Below are 16,575 nucleotides of genomic sequence, written 5' to 3'. Positions count from 1 at the left end.
TGATAAATAACCTTATGTCAAATTGCACTCGCCATGGCCTGCGGACCGCGGCAACCTGTCCTGCTTTTCCCGCCTTGATCAGGCAAGCCCGGCCATCGGGACCAGCTCGCAGCAGCGCTGCAGTATGGCCTGCACCGACGCGGGCCTGGTCATGACCGCATCGACACCTGGCCAGCTGCGCGTCGGGTTGCGCGCCGCTGACAGCAGCACAATGCGGCAGCGCCTGGCCCGTCGCCTGCACAGGTCGATCGCCTCGATTTTCGACGCGCCATGCGGCTCGCCATCCAGAAAGACCAGTTGCGGACGTAAGGCAGACAGGCTGTCCGCAAGGTCTTCGCAGCTGCTGGACGCTGCCTCAAACCCCTGGAGCTTCGCCATCTGCAGCACGGACGCCGCAACCGGCTCGCGCTCGTGAACCACGAGCAGCCGGCGGCCGGCGCCAGGCGACGTAAAGCGGCTCGCTTCGGCGTCGGCCCTGAGCCGGAGCTGATGCGAGCGCCAGAAAAGATGAGCGACCTCATAGCGCGCACGTGCGCGGGCAAATGCCAGCGACTCGCGTCCTTGCGTGTTGAGAACCGCGCACAGCGCGTCGAACGCCTCAATCAGGCTGCCCGATGACGCGGCAAATGTCTCCCGTGTGCCCATGAACGCCCTTATATTCCGACTAACCAGGTAAAAAGCATAGGTCGTACGGAATTCATCCGGATGAAAGCAGGTCAATTTTGCACGATTCCTTACAATGGACGCCAATTTTGTCCGATTTTTTCCTGCTCAATACCGTCTGACAAGATTTTGTTCTCCGGCCTGCGTTCCGCGCACGCACGCGATTACGCCGACTTTGCCGACACATGCTATTATGTCGTCAATGTTGGCGCATACGGAGGCCGCAATGATTGTGGATGAACACGCGAAGGTGGTCGAAGACCGCGAAGATCGATACGTCCAGTTCAGCATTCAGCTGCCGGCAGGCGTCAACCCAGCGGTCGCGGAATCCTTCCAGGCAAGCTTCGAAAGAGCGGCACGCCTGATGTTTTCAACTCCCGATGCGAGTCGGGACGTGGTCGAGCGTGCGGACGAAATTGTGCGCCTGGTGACCCGTCTCATCGAGCCATCCGACGAGTTGCTGTTTGAGCGGCAGCAACGAATGGCGACAATGCGCGCCATTTTCGAATCGGGCGACTGGCTGACGTCTGAGCAGATTAACGCCCTGCAGCAGACGCCGCCGGGCAGCAAATCGCAGCCTGCCAGCGACTGGAAACGCCGCGGTCGAATCTTCAGCGTGAACGTGAACGGACGGGAGTACTTTGCGGCATATCAGTTCGATGCCCTGTGCCAGCCCTTGCCCATCATTCGCGAGATCCTTGCCGCGCTCGGGCCGGTTGCCGATACGTGGAAAATCGCAGCGTGGTTTCATGCTCCGAACGGCTGGATCGCGACGCAGGGCCCGGGAGAACCCCGGCCAGTGGCACCCAAGGACGCGCTGGACAGACCGGATGATGTCCTGGCAGCGGCTGGTCACCATCATGGGAGCTACAGCGCGTGACCTGGGTCCCTGCTCCGCGTGAGATCGAAGAGTTCGTACTGGAGGAGATAACACGAGAAGACGTGCAGGAGTGGTATCACGTTTATTCAGTCGATCCGCATCCGAACACGGCGTCCGGTTTTGCCAGGGGCTGGGGCGACACCCGGTTCGCCCCGCTCGAACAACCGGACGCAACGCCCGTCCATACCTACTACGCAGCCAGCACGTTTAATTGCGCAATCATGGAGTCGGTCTTCCACGACGTCCCCCTTAACCCGGCAGGCAGCTTCGACCTCGACAAGCTGGACAGCTATCGGATTGCTCGCATTGCATTCGATGATCCGATCCACTGTGTCAGTTTTCACAGTCCGTATCTGCCTGCACTGGGACTGGACCGACACCGCCTGATCGAAAGTCTTCCAGCCTTTTACGCGCAGACGCGCCAGTGGGCGCAAGCAGCATTTGACCAAAGACCAGAGGCTCAAGGTATCGCTTACGGTTCCCGTCGTCATGACGCCGGTCGTTGCATCATGCTGTTCGGTCAGCGAATGCCTGGTTATCCAGACAAACCGTTCAATGTCATCGAGCAGGTGTCTCTCGCGGAACTTCCTGCACGCAGCAGGGTGGTCAAACTTGCCGCGAGTTTGAAGATCGGTATAGCCTGAATACCCGGTGCGATCTCAGTAACTTGCGCCTTCGGCTTTTGAACCGTGCGTTAGGTCGTCGCGAGCATTTGGACTTGCCTGGAGTTCAAGCCCCCGGACTCCGGGAAATCCTTACCTTTTGCGGGTTCGATAGCACATCGGGCCTTCAAGAGGCTAATGCAGCGTTCGTTGAACCCATCGGCCCCGTCTGTCCATCGCGATGTCACGTCAGCCGCGTCGAGGCTCCCCTGTTGCTGCACGATGATGGATGGGTTGGCCGCCCATAAGGCTTCGCAAATAGGTCCGAACCTGTGCGCGTCCTATACTTGATGAGAGCCGCGCGGAAGCCGGCCCCGACGGAGTAACGGACGGGATGACCGTTCAACGGGGCGCGGTAGCGGGGCCACGGAAACGCCTGCGTGAAAAACGTGGGCGTTTTCTTTTGGCGGGGCGAGGCCCTTGTCGCCAAGGCATTCGCGGCGACCCGCGGGCGGGGCCGCCAGGGGGACAAGCCGGCGCTTGCGCTCCTTGGAATCCCGTAAACGCTGCCTTATGCGAGCGCGAGTGCCTTGGTCCTTCCCACTGCGCTGTCGGGCAGGAATCAGGCCCTGCTGGCATTGATCGCCAGGACAAACCCGTCATCATTGACGGAGCTGGCCGGGACGTCTGGACGCGAGAAATCCAACCTGGCGCGCACGCTCAAGACGATGGAGCGGTATGGAATGGTGCACTTCGAGAAAGGCGAGGGTTGCGAGGTCGCGCCACGGATCAACTATTCCGGCATCAGTCTGGAAATGTCGTTCGCGTAACGCCTTTCTTCGTCAGACCGCGCAGGCATGCCGCCAGCGCTGGTCTGGTGGCCGTTCGAATACCACGCCGCAGGTTTAACTGGGGGCGCTTCGCGGCGGGAAACACGAAGACACCGGAATGCGTGCTGCCGGGCACGCCCGACGTTCGCCTACCGGTAACACAAACGGGTAGCGTCAGCGAGGCACTTTTGATAATCCTCCTGACAACTCTGGGCACACCGCCTCTGTTGTTCCGCTACGCTGTCCGGCTCGTTCGTCCGCCCGGAAGAAGTGCATTGACATCGCGCCAAGATCGAATTACACGTGCTCGTCTGGACGGACACACAGAGTTGGTCGACTTTCGCATGCGCGTTGAAAGAGCGCGCCCCGACGACCAACAGGATCGCGCTGATGATCAGAACGCGCATGTTCGTCTGCCACCACATGGCCAAGGTTCCCACCCGAATCTGTCACCCGCGCCGCGCGGCGGTTCCCGCCACCCGACCTTCGCCGCCTCTTTCTCCGGACCCATTGCGCTGTCTACCTTGTCCACCCAGCTCGTATATAGGTTATCGCAATTGGCCCTGCCCGCTCGCGCCGGCGCGGGATTCGCCGAACAGTACCGCCGCCGTGGGGGATGCCGTTGTTGGACTTTCCTGTGCGATTTCAACGTGCCCCACGCGGGCACTGCGTGACACTTGCAATCCACGCTTTCCGGTACATCGACGGCCCGCTGAAGACCTTCGTTGCACACACGCATCGCATCGCTTGCAGTCGCCGGATCGGCAACCTCGAAGGGAGACGTCCATGTATTTTGTTCATCACGGCGTCGCCATCCAGCCATCCGTCTTCAGGGCCGGCAACACGTTTGTTGTCAGGATCTCGATCCTCGAAGAGGACGGCGCAACGACTTCACTCGGCGACTCGGGCCATTTTGCCAACCGGGAGTCTGCCTTCGCGTTTGCCGTGCGTTGCGGCACCGCCATTGCGGACGAGGAGCCGTTGCCGAAACCGCCCTGCACTGTCCGGCATCGCTGAAGCGCGGACAGAAGACGCGGGTTTGTGACCAGAGCCACGCCCCATTCGCCCGCCCGCTCGGCTGAACCCGGGAAGCGCTCGACGTGTCGCCGCGGATGCACATAGTCCGATCAGTCCTCGAAACTGCAATGCACTGCTACCGTCACATATAATTAGGATACCTATTTAAAGTTGCTAATTCGGTTTATGTCAAATTGAGTAGGATATCGAATTTTTGTAAAGACCGCGCTCGCGGCTTTCTCTTCGTTCACACGGCGGAACACAATGGACTCGGCGCGCGAAAAACGATGGTCCAACGTTCTTCGTCTCCCACCTGGCAACTGGACGGCGGCGTCGCGATATTGCAACACTCACTGCACGACACCTAACGCGATGATTTGCTTACGTCCAAGGTGGGTGACTTCAGGCACAGCAGCCGCTGGCACACTTAAAAAGTTGAGGCCCCAAAGAACCCTTCCCGCATTTTTTTCGCGTGTAATTGCGCGTCGCGAACATCAGCCCTTTCCACCGTGTCACCGGAGGCGGTCACCCGCCTCCGGTTCCTACAGGTAGGGTCGGCTACTTCAACCACGATCGATTTCGGGGCTATCTTTCCGTTCACTGATGTTCCGGCCTGCAACCTCCCTGTCTACGCTTCGCAAACCGTTACCGGGCACCACGCAAGACTCGGTACGCGGCGGCGCTGGCTAGGCTTTGTCGCGATCGCCATCTCAGGCGACTGACTTTTTTATGCGCTTGCAAGGCGCAACACTCCCGGTTCCTGACGTTAGCCCGAGAATCCGCCCAGTCCGTCCGCGTGCTTCGAGCAGAGGAGCGAGAAACCGGAAACACACGGTGCGCATTACTTTGCGCGGTGCCTTCAGGAGTTCCGCTTACAGTAACGTGCGCCACGACGGTACGCAACACATCGCGGCGACAATGCACAAAGCACCCGCTTGCTATAACCGGAATCAAAATGCGCAGGGAACGTAGCGGCCAGTCTGGAACGTCGCCAGCAAATGAGACCGCAGCGCAGGATCGAGGCTCTGTCGCCGGATGACGTGTGGAACGTGCGAGAACGAATGGAAGCTGAACCCGACAGGAAACGTTTCGTCGACAAACCGCTCGAATTCCTGTCTGTTCTTGAACGGCGTGAAATCGATAACGCACGACCGCGCTTTTGTCTTCTCGATCTTCTTTCTCATGTCAGCGACGGTATCGGGTATCGAATATGGAGCAGACTCGATATTGAGGATCACCGCACGTTCCGGATAGTAAAGCTTTGCATAGCCATCCATGGTGAACGCGACATCGGGTGGACGTAGCGTGACGATCACGTCCGCATCGGTGCCTGAATTCCGATAGTGCTCGAGCGCGTCGACGGACGAAACGTATCGGTGATTGGTGATACTTCCCGCCAACCGCGTGAGCATTTCCGCCTGCGAAGCAAGCAGGCTCAGTACGCCAAAGGCAAGCACGGGTAAGGCCGGATAAAAGTTCCTTCTCACGCGGGTAAGCATTCCGACGAGTGCAGCCATGACAAATACGAGGCCGTAGCTCACCGTTCGCGGTGAATAGATATCGTATTGCGTCACCGTTCGCAGAAAAAATGCGAGAAAAAGGTAGCCTGCACCGCATAGCGCCAACAGGCGACAAGCCTGTGTATCGAAGTGCGGCTCTCTGCGCAGCGCAGTAGCCCACCCTCGGGGCCGCGACAAACCCCATAGCAATAGCAGCAGCAACACCCCCGCAAGAATGAACTCCTTCCCGATCTGACGTACGAACCTGAACATCAGATAAACGAACGTTTCTGGTGCTGCGATACGCACCATGCCTGTCGGAAAACCTGTCACCAGCGCGTTGAATTTTTCATATCCGACAAAGAAGATTGCAGCTGCTACGAACGCATGCGATGCCCTGATAACCGTCCTTCTGCCATAAGCAATCCAGGTTGCGATAAAAATAACGACCGAAAATGGAGCGAAAACATACCGCGACGAACATCCCACAATAAGCGCGCACGCAAGCAATACGCTATACCAGCGTGATGAAACGTTGTACGCGATTCTGGATATTGCAAACAGCGACAAACAGAATGCAAGCAGAAAGAGATTTTCAGACCACGTGTACAGGTAAAGCCCGATGGTGAGTGGACTTATGATGATCAGAGCGGGAACGAGTACATTCCTGAATGTTTTCATCAGGAAGAAGAAACCTATGAACAGCAGAATGAAGTTCGTGACCTTGCTGCTGATAATCAGGGCACCGAGGTCAACCGACGGCGCCGTCAAGGCAATCGCCATCGGATAACCGCAAGGAAACGTTGCAAAGTAGGCGCCCCCCACCGAGCATCCCTGCCCGCTCCTGATCGATAGGGCAAGATGCAGGTAATTCCAGGAGTCGACGGTCAGGTAACCAAACGAGCTCGCCCAAACGGCACTAATACCCAACACAACAAAAATCGCAGCGAAATAAGCCCACTTCGTCGAATACCAGCGCGTGGTTTCGGAAGCCGCATCCGAAGTAAGCCTGTCCTGAGTCGGGCATTCTGGGCAAGAGGAAATCCCGTTCAAATCGTTTTGCAAATGAAACAGACTTGCAATACGGTTAACAAACCTGACGCGTTTCATTCCTGCAATTCCTCGGGCGTCACGCCCATCGGTTCAATCGCTATGCGGCCACGCCGGTACCCGGCGTGCACGTTGACGGGGCGCGAGCAACGGTAATGCGGGAGGAGCAGGAGCATGGACAAGTTGACACGGTTGTCTCGTTTGCCCGCTGAACGGGGAGACTTGCACTTCGGCCTTCTTAGCGCGCGCACTCGCCGGGACTCGACGAGCAGGCGACGACAACCCCGCCGCCGCAGCTGCAAACAGATAAAAGCACGGCCCGAGATCGAACGACGTGCCTGATATCGACGTGACAACCAGCACACCAGACATCGCCTGCCTGGACGCATAGCAGACCATGCGATCGATCGCTGGCCGACTGTCGGGAATCGGCGTCATGACGGACTTCAAGACAAAGGCGCAGAAAAACATCGTTCCGACAATGCCAAGATTCGAAAGCAGGATGAGAGGAAACCTCGAGGCGCGGGGACTGCCGATTCCAACTCCAAATCCGTAAGTGTCGAACAGGGTGTTCACCGCCTGGCGACTCCATGCCGATCTTTCAATCCCCGACGCGCTGTCTGCCTTGTCCAGCAGCATTTCGAAAAAATCGCCGACAGATTCCATCAAGCTAGGCTTCAATAATAACTGATAGTCAACCTGTGTCATTGCGGGTCGTGCTTTGATAGGTGCGACGCCCACGAATTGATAGTGCTATTGAACTACGTAGATTTCAGCGCGAAATCGAGCGCTAACGCGATGTGCTCGCAATGTCCGCGTCTGGATATTCGTTTTATTCTTTTTGAACAATCCTTACAGGCTTGAAGATAGATCAGGGAACTGTGAGCATCAGTCAGGTTTTCTCCTGGTGATATTTCGAGTACTTGCGTGCGATATCGCACAGACGAGAGTGCTTTAGCTGCGCTGCGTCCGATTAAGGCAATACTGATCAAGTCCACCACTCATGGCTGTCATGCGTTATAGCGTGGACATGCGACGGTAAAAGCAAAAACGGTGAAACAACTGACACTGGCGATGGCGGTCGATCAATGCGCGGAATTCGGAGCGCAGCGCAAACCTACGCGACGCGAGGCGTTTCTCGATGATATGAACAGGCTCGTGCCGTGGGCCGAACTGTGCGTGGTGGTCGAGCCGTATTACCCGAAACGCGGCAACGGTCGGCCGCCAATCGCGCTGGAGCGCATGTTGCGAATTCATTTTGTGCAGCACTGGTTCAACCTTGCCGACCTTGCGTGCGAAGAGGCGCTGTATGACAGCCTCAGCCTGCGCCGTTTTGTGGGCATTGATCTGGGCAGCGAAACCGTTCCGGACGCGACGACGCTGCTCAAATTCCGGCACCGGTAGTGTCGCAGTAAGGCGTTGCGGTAAGATTCGCCACCCCACATGGTTGATGGCCACACAATGTCGAAAACGAAGAAGACGCTGCCTCCAGGCATCGGCAGGGTGCTCAAACGCCTGCACTACCCGGTGGATGTGATTCTGCTGTGCGTGCGGTGGTACGTGGCCTACTCGCTGAGTCTGCGCAACCTCGAAGAAATGATGGCCGAACGCGGTGTTGAGGTGGACCATTCGACGGTGCACCGCTGGGTCATCAAGCTCGTGCCGCTGTTCGAGAAGGCGTTTCACCGACACAAACGTCCGGTCGGTACCAGTTGGCGCATGGACGAGACGTACGTCAAGGTGGGCGGTCAATGGAAATACCTGTACCGCGCGGTGGACAAGGCCGGCACCACCGTCGACTTCCTGCTGCGAGCCCGTCGTGACAAGGCCGCAGCCCGGCGTTACTTCGAGAAGGCGATCAAGCGTAACGGCGAGCCCGGGACCGTCACCATCGATAAGAGCGGCGCGAATCGGGCCGCACTCGAGGCCCTGAACGCTGAACGGGAAACGCCCATCCAGATCCGGCAGGTCAAGTACCTGAACAACCGGGTCGAGCAGGACCATCGCGCCATCAAACGCATCATCAGGCCGATGATGGGCTTCAAGGATTTTCGCTGCGCGCGCATCATCCTGTCCGGCATCGAGGTCATACATATGATTCGCAAGGGGCAGATGAAAGATGACGGCAGTGCCCGAACTGTCGCTGACCAGTTCTATTCGCTGGTTATATAAGTAGTCCTACTTATGGTGGCCACCGCTCGTCCTGCCATCATTATCGCGACAGAACCCTTCCTGACATCCCCGGCAGTTTCAGGTCCGTCAGCAGCACGTCGAAGTTGTTGCGTTCGAACAATGCGCGTGCATCTTCCGCGCTCGCGGCTGGCCACGGCTCGTGGCCGAGTAATCGCACGAGTTCACACGTCGCTTCCAGCAACTCGGGGTCGCCATCAACGATGAGCACCTGCCTTGACGCCGGCTTGCGCGCGCTGGCCGGCGCATTGCCGGCCTGATCACTGGCGTCGAGTACATGCCTGATCTTGCGGGCCAGCTCGTCGCGGCTATAGGGTTTGCTCAGCAGTTGCACATCCGTGTCCAGCCGCCCGTGGTGAATGATGGCGTTCTGCGTATAACCTGACGTGTAGAGCACTTTCAGCCTTGGTACCAGTGATAACGCAATTCGAACCATCTCCGGAGTTGACATCGAACCCGGCATCACGATGTCGGTGAACAGCAGATCGATACGCGCGCCGCTTCTAAGCACAGTGAGCGCCTGCTGTGGATCTCCAGCTCTCAATACGGCATAGCCAAGCGTCGACAGCATCTCGATGACAGTGGCCTGCACAATCCGGTCGTCCTCGACAACGAGTATCGTTTCTCTGCCGCCCACCGCTGGTCTGGCGTTATCCGGCGAACGTTCCCTGACCGTGCCCGTCGACCTCGGGAAGTACATCTTGACCGTCGTCCCGTGATTTACCTCGCTATACAGCCGGATGTGCCCGCCGCTCTGCTTGACGTACCCGTACGCCATGCTCAGGCCAAGGCCGCTACCTTCACCCTCCCGCTTGGTCGTGAAAAACGGATCAAACGCCTTCTGCATCACCGCCGGCGTCATGCCGGTGCCGGTGTCGGTCACGGCCACCATCACGTACTGGCCGGACGGCACGTCCTCCAGACTGTGTGTATAGTCATCGTCGAGCATCGCGTTGGACGCTTCGAGCGTCAGCTTGCCGCCTTGCGGCATCGCGTCCCGTGCATTGATGGACAGGTTCAGAATGACGTTCTCCAGCTGGTGCGTGTCCAGCATCGCATTCCAGAGCCCACCCGAAATGACAGTCTCGATGAGAATGTCCTCGCCCAGTGCCCGTCGCAGCAGATCATCCATACCTCTGAGCATGTCGCCAACATTGACAACATCCGGCGCGAGCGGCTGGCGACGCCCGAACGCCAGAAGATGCGCGGAAAGTTTCGCTCCCTTTTCGATCGCCTGCACCGCCTTGTCAAGCCGTTCGCGCGTCCACGTATCCATGCTGTGTCTGACCGACAGCAGCTCGAGATTGCCGCGCAGCACCTGCAGCACGTTGTTGAAATCATGGGCGACCCCACCCGTCAGCTTGCCGAGGGCCTCCATCTTCTGCGACTGAAACAGTTCCCTGCGGGTCTGCTCAAGCAACGCGGCGGCTTCGCGCTGGTCGGTAATGTCGCGCGTTATTTTCGCGAACCCTACGACCTGCCCATCTTCATTACGAATGGCATCAATGACGACATGCGCCCAGAAACGGCTGCCATCCTTGCGGACCCGCCACCCTTCTGCCTCAAAGTTCCCTTCGCGGCGCGCTAGATCAAGGCTGCGCTGGGAAACGCCCGCCGCAGCGTCCTCAACGGAATAAAAGCGGGAAAAATGTGAACCCAGGATTTCGTCCTGGCGATAACCTTTGATCCGTCGTGCACCCGGATTCCACTCGTCACAATCCCGTCGGGATCCAGCATGAAAATCGCATAATCGCTCACGCCTTCGACCAGCATCCGGAACGCCCGGCCGCTATCGATAGCTTCGTCATAGGCGTGCCGCGTGCCGCTCGCGTCTCTAACCACGATCGCCAGTTGCGGGCCATCCGGCAGCTCAGGTAAAGCAGTTGCGACGAATTCGGCCCAGAAACGGCTACCGTCCTTTCGCTGACACCAGCACTCAAACTCGGTACTGCCCTCTCCGGCAGCCCGCTCAAGACTGACAAAAACGCGCGCTGACTCGTCTTCATCAGTAACGAGCCGCCCGATGGGGCTATTAACGATCTCCTGCCTGGTATAGCCAAAAATGCGCTCGCACGCGGGATTCCAGCTCAGCACCTCGCCTGCTGCCGTGCTGGCAAAAATACCAACAACAGTTGATGACGTCTCCCACGCCTGAAGCCATGCTTGCGCAGCCACGATCATTCCCCCCACCTCTTATATGGCCATCGCCGGAAACGTGATCTGGCAGCGAGGGCTCCGCCGGACTATCGCGCTTCTTGGGAAGCAGCGATCCGCCAGACACATCTGGCTTCATGACGCCCTGTTCGTTAGCTCCAATGCTTTGCTCGAGTCGCCGGTCGATGCCCGTTCACGTCATGTTGACAGAGAATAGACAGCAGGATATCCGCACGGACGTCGCCGGTCGAGTGCACGCGTTTTCAACGCGTGCTTCCTTGATGGCACGCCTGTAGCCATGAAGGCAGGGAGTACGTTCTCCGCCGTTAATAGTTGCACCCGTTCACGCTGCGGAAGCCTTCGTGACCGCTAGTCAGAATCGCGAGGCGCGGGAAGGCACATTTCAGGTTCCGCGGCAAAGGTCTGAACATAACGTTTCTCGCGCCGACCAGCTGTCTTGTTATCTATCTCGCGGATCAAGGTCACGGCTTATTTCCACGAGAACCGTTTCCCTGAACTGGCGACGCTGGCACATCATTCTTGACGAAGCGCTGAACGTGGATGCCGCGAACACGCAATCGCTGGGAGCAGCAGGGAATTGCCTCGCCTCTAGTACTGGACGAGAATGGTCACGCGACGATTCATTGAGCGTGCAACGGGATCATCACCTACGATCAGCGGAAAGTTGTCAGCCCGGCCGACAGCGGCAAGGCGCCGTGGTTCAACACCCCTGTCGACGAGAAAACGCACGACGGCTCCCGCCCTCGCCGACGACAGCTCCCAGTTGGATGCGTATCGCACATTCGAAATGGGCACGCTATCCGTGTGTCCTTCGACGAGTACGTTGTTCTCCGTCTGTTTGCGCAGGACCGTCGCGATCTCATCGAGTACATCGGATGACTGGGGTAGCAGGCGCGCGTCGCCGGAATTGAAGAGAACACGTGCATCGATGCCGATCTCGACTCCCTGCACATCGTTCTTGACCGTGATCTGCCTCTTGTCCTTGATCGTCTCGAGCTGCAACAGCAGGTCCCTCCTGGCAGCCTCCCGCCCGGCAGCGACTGCGTCGACGCCGGCCTTTGCCACTGCGGTCCTGTCGTGACTGGCGCGCGCCTCCAGAGACTTGATTTCGACTTCTCTGGTTTTGGCAAGCTGCAGCACGTAAAGCGCAAGGAAGAATACCATCAGCGTAGTGATCAGATCAGCGTATGAGAGCAGCCAACGATCCGAACCTGCGTCGGAGTCGGCATCCTCGTGCTGGCCGGATGTCTTGGCGGCCTGACGCCGGTAGCCGTATTGGGTGTCCATTGACTGAATACCTTTCTTCGAAGTACGCCCGAATGCGATAGTCGCGTGGTCCGGCCTGTCAGGCGAGCAGCTCGGCCGCGCGCCTGCGGACATCGCCTGCCAGCCGCGTCTCGATCATGTGCGGCGATTCCTTGCGCGAGATCGCCAGCAGGCCATCGAGGTACAGGCGGCGGAAGCGCAGCTCGCTATCGATCTGCGCCCTGATCTTGCCGTGCAGCGGCAGAAAGACGAGATTCGCGGCGGCCAGCCCGTATAGCGTCGCCACGAAGGCGACCGCAATGCCCTGCCCGAGTTCGGCCGGTTCGAGTATGTGTCCCGTCACCTGGATGAGGCCCAGCACCGCGCCCAGAATGCCGAACGTCGGTGCATAGCCGCCCGCCTGCTGCCAGATGCGCGCTGCGGCCATGTGGTTGCGCTCGTATGCATCCAGTTCGCGCTGCAAGGCATCCTCAAGCACCGCTGTAGGGACGCCACTGGCAACAAGCTCCAGGCCTTTCTGCGCGAACGGGTTGAGTCCCCCCGTATCGATCGACTCGAGCGCAAGCATGCCGTTGAGCTTGGCCTGATCGCCCCACTCGAGCAACAGCGCCAGGTTTTCCCTGTCGACCTGGCGTGCCTTGAGGAATGCAAGGCGAATCTGGGCTACGCCGTCGAAGAATCGCGCCCACGTGTTCTGGATCATCACCGCGGCCAGCGTGCCGCCCAGAACGATGACGAGTGCCTGCGGCTGCAGCAGCGCGGCAAAGTGCCCGCCCTCGAGCGAAAAGCCGACAACGATTGCGGCGAGCCCCAGCAGAGCGCCGAATAGTGTGAGAAGGTCCATGAGATCCTTGATTACTTGTGAAGCCGGGCCCGCATCCGGTAGAAGCCCGTCTTCGTCGCTCCCTGTCCGTCAGTATGCTCAGACGCCCAGAACCGGAGCCGGCCCTGCGGCCGAAGCAGACGATCGGATCGTCCGGACAGTCTCCATGAACCGCTGTTCGATATCGCCGACTTCCACGGGGTCGATCTTGATGTCGCGCCGCATGACCCAGGACACTTCTTTCTTTCGCGCCTCGGTCATCACGCCCAGCAGGCGGTCTGCGATGGACTGATCCGGCATCGCGACGAGCATCTTGGCCAGATCGTAGGTGTCAAAGGCGCTCACCGCGTCGAACAGCGAGCGCTGGTCGACGAATTCGAGATCTTCGAGAGCGGCGACCTCTCCCGGCGCGCGGCGCGCTGGCCGGGAAAAATACGTGATCCCTTTTTCTTCCACGTAGTTCAACACCTTTGTCTTGCGAAAGGCAAAGACGTCTTCGGCAATTTCTGCCCGGGAAAGCTTGTTCAGGATCATCTTCCTCTCGACGCCGATCAGCGCCTCAAGGTCGTTCAGTTCGATCAACTCGAGCTCGCTCGCCACCGACACTTCCAGATCCTGGTCCGCGACGTTGTGCGCACGTTCGGTGATCCGCTTCGGATCGAAGGTGACGAGCTGACGGTCCGATGCACCTTCGGGCGCGTTATGCCTGGTGGCCGCTGAACCCACGAATTCCGAGCGGCCGGCTTCCATCGAGATCAGGTTGAGTTTCTCCATGCGCCTGAGCATCACCATCACGTGAAGACGCGAGTGCCCCGCGATGGCGCGGCACTTCTTGATCACCTCACGCAAAGGCACCGAGACTTCTTCCGTCTGGCTTCGCCAGCCGCGCTCGGCCTGCGCTTCGGCGCCGGCCATCAGCGAAAGGACATGGGCGTAGGAGATCACGCCCGGCATGAAGTCGGCATGGGTGTATGTGGCGAGCAGATCGTCCTTCTTTTTCACGCGGCGAATCATCGTGCGCACAATGTGTCTGAGCAGCGGCGAGACACGTTCGAGTTCCTCTTCAACCACACGGGCATTGACCACTGTCAGCTGACAGAACGTCAACGCTTTTGCCGTGTTCCCTCGTGGCTCGGCCGGAAGCAGCGCCGCCTCCCCGAAGAACTCACCTTTTCCGAGCGTGGCGACGATAACCTTCTTGTCCTCGCACTGCGTCGAAATCTCAACCTTTCCGTCCGCAATGACGTACATGACGGATTCCCCGCCGAATCCTTCGGAATAGATCACCTCTCCCGGTGCCGCCGTTCGCGACCAGGTTGATTTCTGCTGTTGCAATTTCATACCCCGTTAACGTTTGCCGATGCGCGCCAACGCCGCCCGTGCAGGGTTTTCGACGGCGCCGAATTGTGACTAGTTATCGACAAGCTTGGTCTCATCTTTAGCGTCACGAGCGACGATTTTGAACGTGTGCAGGCGTTACTAAGCGTCGCCTAAAGAATGTCCTGGCGCAATCGTTTGCGCGACTCCGACTGTTGCCGCGGCGTGGACAATAGTCGACAGGTGCATTTGCGTGATGGAGGGTGCGTGAGGACGGCGCACCCCGCGATATAGAACTTTACAGATGGCGTGGGCCAGCGGATTCGAGGACAGCGACCCAGTCACGTTGCCAGAACGTCCAGCAACTGCTCAATGCTCATGATGCGGATACTGTCTTCGAGCAAACCCAAAAAGACCTTGTCGTACAGGATCTCCTGGTCGCGAACCGATAGATCGATGCGTGCGGAAGCTATGGCCAGCGCAGCCCTATGAGCCGACTGGAGGATCTGTAGGGACGTTTTCTTTTCCATGCCTGTATAACGGCAGGGATGGGAAGAAATGAACCCTGTCCTTCGGTAATCCACAGGATAACGGCGTTCGCGGCGGTCACGCGTATCAGCAGTGAGTCCGGGCACATAATATTTTCGACCCGGATTCCTCGCGAATCTATTTAGCTTTCCTATTGTATAAGGCCGTGCGTCATAGACGACCGGGAGCGCATTGGCGCCAACCCACCCCCTATCCAGCCTGGCGCATGGCAATGGCCATTGCCATCGTTAGGTCGACATGTGGAAAGGTCGACTTAGAACGGCAAAGTTTGGCTCACTTGCGCGACGCATGGGAAAGCGTTCACAGGCCCTTCTCTCAACGAGGCCGGCAAAGTCAATATAGCGACGTTGTGCTCAGGGAGTTTTTGTTCACTTTTCACCGCCCCTTTTTGAAATTTTCACCCAGTCCAGGCTGCTCCATCGCAACCGCTCCTGGCTGAGCCTTGTTGCACCTTGTACACGGCAAGTGCGTCGAGCAACGATTGCGTGGACTGAGCGATATGAAATCGGGAAGTGAAGCACTGTCTGGCACGCGTGCCCATGTCGGCCCACTCGCGTCGCGAAGCGTCCAGCCAGCGGTGCAATAAGCGCACTGCCCCTGCCAGGTCGTCCTTGTCCACGAAGCCCGCGCCTGACTGCTCGATCTCACGCCAGATGTTGACCTTGTCTGTTATCAGCGTCGGCAGCCCCGCAGATAACGCTTCCGCCACAGAAACCCCAAAGTTCTCCTGATGCGAGTTAAGCACAAAGGCGTCGGATACAAGGAATGCGCCCCACTTGAGGTCGTTGTCGAGCATTCCCGTCCACGTCACGCGCTCTGTCAACTGCAACTCGGAGCACAGGGCCTTCGCCACCCTCGCGTACTCGCCGTCATCGGGGCCGGCGATGATCAGTTGCACATCGTTAATCCTGTCCTGGGGAGTATCTTGTACACATTGAGCCAGCGCTCTCAGGGTAAGGTCGATTCCCTTCTTTTCGTGGATCCGCCCAAGAAAGAGCAGATTCTTTTTACCGCGCAGATGCGGAAACCTCGACAGGAAAAGTTCGCGTTGCCTGTCGGGATTGCCAACGGCACCCGCTGTGCCGTAGCTGACGACATGCTCGTTGCAGCGGTACGGGCGGAACGATTGGCGAGCCAATAGACGCTCTTCCTCGCACGTAAAGAAAACGGCATTTGCATCGCGAAGTACCCGATAGTCCGCCCATGGCCAATAGAGCATCTTTTTGAAGTGTTTTAACGGGTAGCGTTGTTTGAAGTACGGATCCAGCATCCCGTGCGTGAACACGTAATAAGGTATTCCCGATCCGCGTAGCGCGCGCCAAACGCCAAACGATGTGTAGTTCCAGATGCCGTTGACAATGACAAGGTCGTATTTCGGCGCGTTGGCCTGCAGCCATGGGACCAGCTTCGGGGAATACCTGTATTTGCCGAACCCCGGGCCGACGGGGTGGCAGATGATCTCGCACTGATCGAGTGAGCGCTCGTCCGGTCCGTCGAGCGTGAGGATCTCGATTGAGTTTCCTCTGCGCCGATGCTCGCGAGCCGCCTGAACGATCCCCTCAATCGGCCCGCCATACGCAGGATTGACCGTTATGATGGCGTGAAGAATTCGCAAGCCCATGAAAGTAACCTTTAAATCGCGGTCGGCCCTGCCAATGCGCCTTCTAACAGCATCGCGGGGATGGGGAGCAATTCCAGCTGAGCAATTCCCATT

Annotated in this window: 13 protein-coding genes and 2 pseudogenes; 6 read left to right on the top strand and 9 right to left on the bottom strand. The window is 58.5% G+C overall.

The features are described 5' to 3' along the window. Nucleotides 1–78: 78 nt before the first annotated feature. Nucleotides 79–720, bottom strand: a complete 642-nt coding sequence (locus BN2476_RS14360) for a hypothetical protein (protein ID WP_143810964.1) — start codon at nt 718–720, stop codon at nt 79–81. 169 nt (nt 721–889) lie between these two features. Between BN2476_RS14360 and BN2476_RS14355 the strand changes: the two genes are divergently transcribed. From BN2476_RS14355 to BN2476_RS14330, 4 genes are all read left to right on the top strand, one after another. Next, a complete protein-coding gene (locus tag BN2476_RS14355) occupies nt 890–1,543 on the top strand; it encodes a hypothetical protein (protein ID WP_087734850.1) in 654 nt (217 codons plus the stop codon). Continuing rightward, nucleotides 1,540–2,187 carry an RES family NAD+ phosphorylase gene (locus BN2476_RS14350; protein ID WP_087734845.1) on the top strand — a complete coding sequence of 216 codons (648 nt, stop codon included), beginning with the start codon at nt 1,540–1,542 and terminating at the stop codon, nt 2,185–2,187. Before BN2476_RS14355 ends, BN2476_RS14350 begins: the two co-directional genes overlap by 4 nt. Before the next feature lie 548 nt (nt 2,188–2,735). Then, the gene (locus BN2476_RS14340) at nt 2,736–2,975 is read left to right on the top strand and encodes an HVO_A0114 family putative DNA-binding protein (protein ID WP_235850830.1); all 240 of its coding nucleotides are present in this window, start codon (nt 2,736–2,738) and stop codon (nt 2,973–2,975) included. Between the two features lie 786 nt (nt 2,976–3,761). Continuing rightward, nucleotides 3,762–3,992 carry a hypothetical protein gene (locus BN2476_RS14330; protein ID WP_087734842.1) on the top strand — a complete coding sequence of 77 codons (231 nt, stop codon included), beginning with the start codon at nt 3,762–3,764 and terminating at the stop codon, nt 3,990–3,992. 950 nt (nt 3,993–4,942) lie between these two features. Here the strand turns inward: BN2476_RS14330 and BN2476_RS14325 are convergent. Together BN2476_RS14325 and BN2476_RS14320 are read right to left on the bottom strand one after the other, a co-directional pair. Next, a complete protein-coding gene (locus BN2476_RS14325) occupies nt 4,943–6,601 on the bottom strand; it encodes a hypothetical protein (RefSeq protein WP_143810963.1) in 1,659 nt (552 codons plus the stop codon). A gap of 33 nt (nt 6,602–6,634) precedes the next feature. Next, nucleotides 6,635–7,249, bottom strand: a complete 615-nt coding sequence (locus BN2476_RS14320) for a hypothetical protein (protein WP_087734840.1) — start codon at nt 7,247–7,249, stop codon at nt 6,635–6,637. A 345-nt stretch (nt 7,250–7,594) separates the two neighbouring features. Here BN2476_RS14320 and BN2476_RS14315 point away from each other — a divergent pair. Together BN2476_RS14315 and BN2476_RS14310 are read left to right on the top strand one after the other, a co-directional pair. After that, nucleotides 7,595–7,936: pseudogene (locus tag BN2476_RS14315) on the top strand (transposase); the annotation flags it as partial. A gap of 66 nt (nt 7,937–8,002) precedes the next feature. Continuing rightward, on the top strand, nt 8,003–8,713 hold the full coding sequence (locus BN2476_RS14310) for an IS6 family transposase (protein ID WP_087734839.1): 711 nt from the start codon (nt 8,003–8,005) through the stop codon (nt 8,711–8,713). Nucleotides 8,714–8,756: 43 nt separating this feature from the next. Here BN2476_RS14310 and BN2476_RS49915 read toward each other — a convergent pair. From BN2476_RS49915 to BN2476_RS14280, 6 genes and pseudogenes are all read right to left on the bottom strand, one after another. After that, nucleotides 8,757–10,912, bottom strand: a pseudogene (locus BN2476_RS49915) (hybrid sensor histidine kinase/response regulator); the annotation flags it as partial. A 582-nt stretch (nt 10,913–11,494) separates the two neighbouring features. Next, nucleotides 11,495–12,193, bottom strand: coding sequence for an OmpA/MotB family protein (locus BN2476_RS14300; RefSeq protein ID WP_087734838.1), 699 nt, complete (start codon nt 12,191–12,193; stop codon nt 11,495–11,497). Between the two features lie 58 nt (nt 12,194–12,251). After that, nucleotides 12,252–13,016 (bottom strand): flagellar motor protein, encoded by a 765-nt coding sequence (locus BN2476_RS14295; RefSeq protein WP_087734837.1) that lies wholly within the window; start codon nt 13,014–13,016, stop codon nt 12,252–12,254. Between the two features lie 78 nt (nt 13,017–13,094). Beyond that, complete coding sequence (locus BN2476_RS14290) at nt 13,095–14,336, bottom strand: Crp/Fnr family transcriptional regulator (protein ID WP_087734836.1); 1,242 nt, start codon at nt 14,334–14,336, stop codon at nt 13,095–13,097. Between the two features lie 317 nt (nt 14,337–14,653). Next, nucleotides 14,654–14,947 (bottom strand): hypothetical protein, encoded by a 294-nt coding sequence (locus BN2476_RS48185; RefSeq protein WP_235850829.1) that lies wholly within the window; start codon nt 14,945–14,947, stop codon nt 14,654–14,656. A 311-nt stretch (nt 14,948–15,258) separates the two neighbouring features. After that, a complete protein-coding gene (locus BN2476_RS14280; protein WP_087734834.1) occupies nt 15,259–16,482 on the bottom strand; it encodes a glycosyltransferase in 1,224 nt (407 codons plus the stop codon). Between the last annotated feature and the right edge of the window lie 93 nt (nt 16,483–16,575).

This window comes from Paraburkholderia piptadeniae (assembly GCF_900007165.1).
Lineage (GTDB): Bacteria > Pseudomonadota > Gammaproteobacteria > Burkholderiales > Burkholderiaceae > Paraburkholderia > Paraburkholderia piptadeniae.
Note: the sequence above shows the minus strand (reverse complement) of the source record. Positions and strands in the feature narration are given on the sequence as shown.

What these genes read in the sequence shown, in the direction of transcription:
- BN2476_RS14355 (WP_087734850.1), top strand. Translation starts at nt 890, where the DNA reads ATGATTGTGGATGAACACGCGAAGGTGGTCGAAGACCGCGAAGATCGA.
- BN2476_RS14330 (WP_087734842.1), top strand. Translation starts at nt 3,762, where the DNA reads ATGTATTTTGTTCATCACGGCGTCGCCATCCAGCCATCCGTCTTCAGG.
- BN2476_RS14325 (WP_143810963.1), bottom strand. Translation starts at nt 6,601, where the DNA reads ATGAAACGCGTCAGGTTTGTTAACCGTATTGCAAGTCTGTTTCATTTG.
- BN2476_RS14320 (WP_087734840.1), bottom strand. Translation starts at nt 7,249, where the DNA reads ATGACACAGGTTGACTATCAGTTATTATTGAAGCCTAGCTTGATGGAA.
- BN2476_RS14310 (WP_087734839.1), top strand. Translation starts at nt 8,003, where the DNA reads ATGTCGAAAACGAAGAAGACGCTGCCTCCAGGCATCGGCAGGGTGCTC.
- BN2476_RS14300 (WP_087734838.1), bottom strand. Translation starts at nt 12,193, where the DNA reads ATGGACACCCAATACGGCTACCGGCGTCAGGCCGCCAAGACATCCGGC.
- BN2476_RS14295 (WP_087734837.1), bottom strand. Translation starts at nt 13,016, where the DNA reads ATGGACCTTCTCACACTATTCGGCGCTCTGCTGGGGCTCGCCGCAATC.
- BN2476_RS14290 (WP_087734836.1), bottom strand. Translation starts at nt 14,336, where the DNA reads ATGAAATTGCAACAGCAGAAATCAACCTGGTCGCGAACGGCGGCACCG.
- BN2476_RS14280 (WP_087734834.1), bottom strand. Translation starts at nt 16,482, where the DNA reads ATGGGCTTGCGAATTCTTCACGCCATCATAACGGTCAATCCTGCGTAT.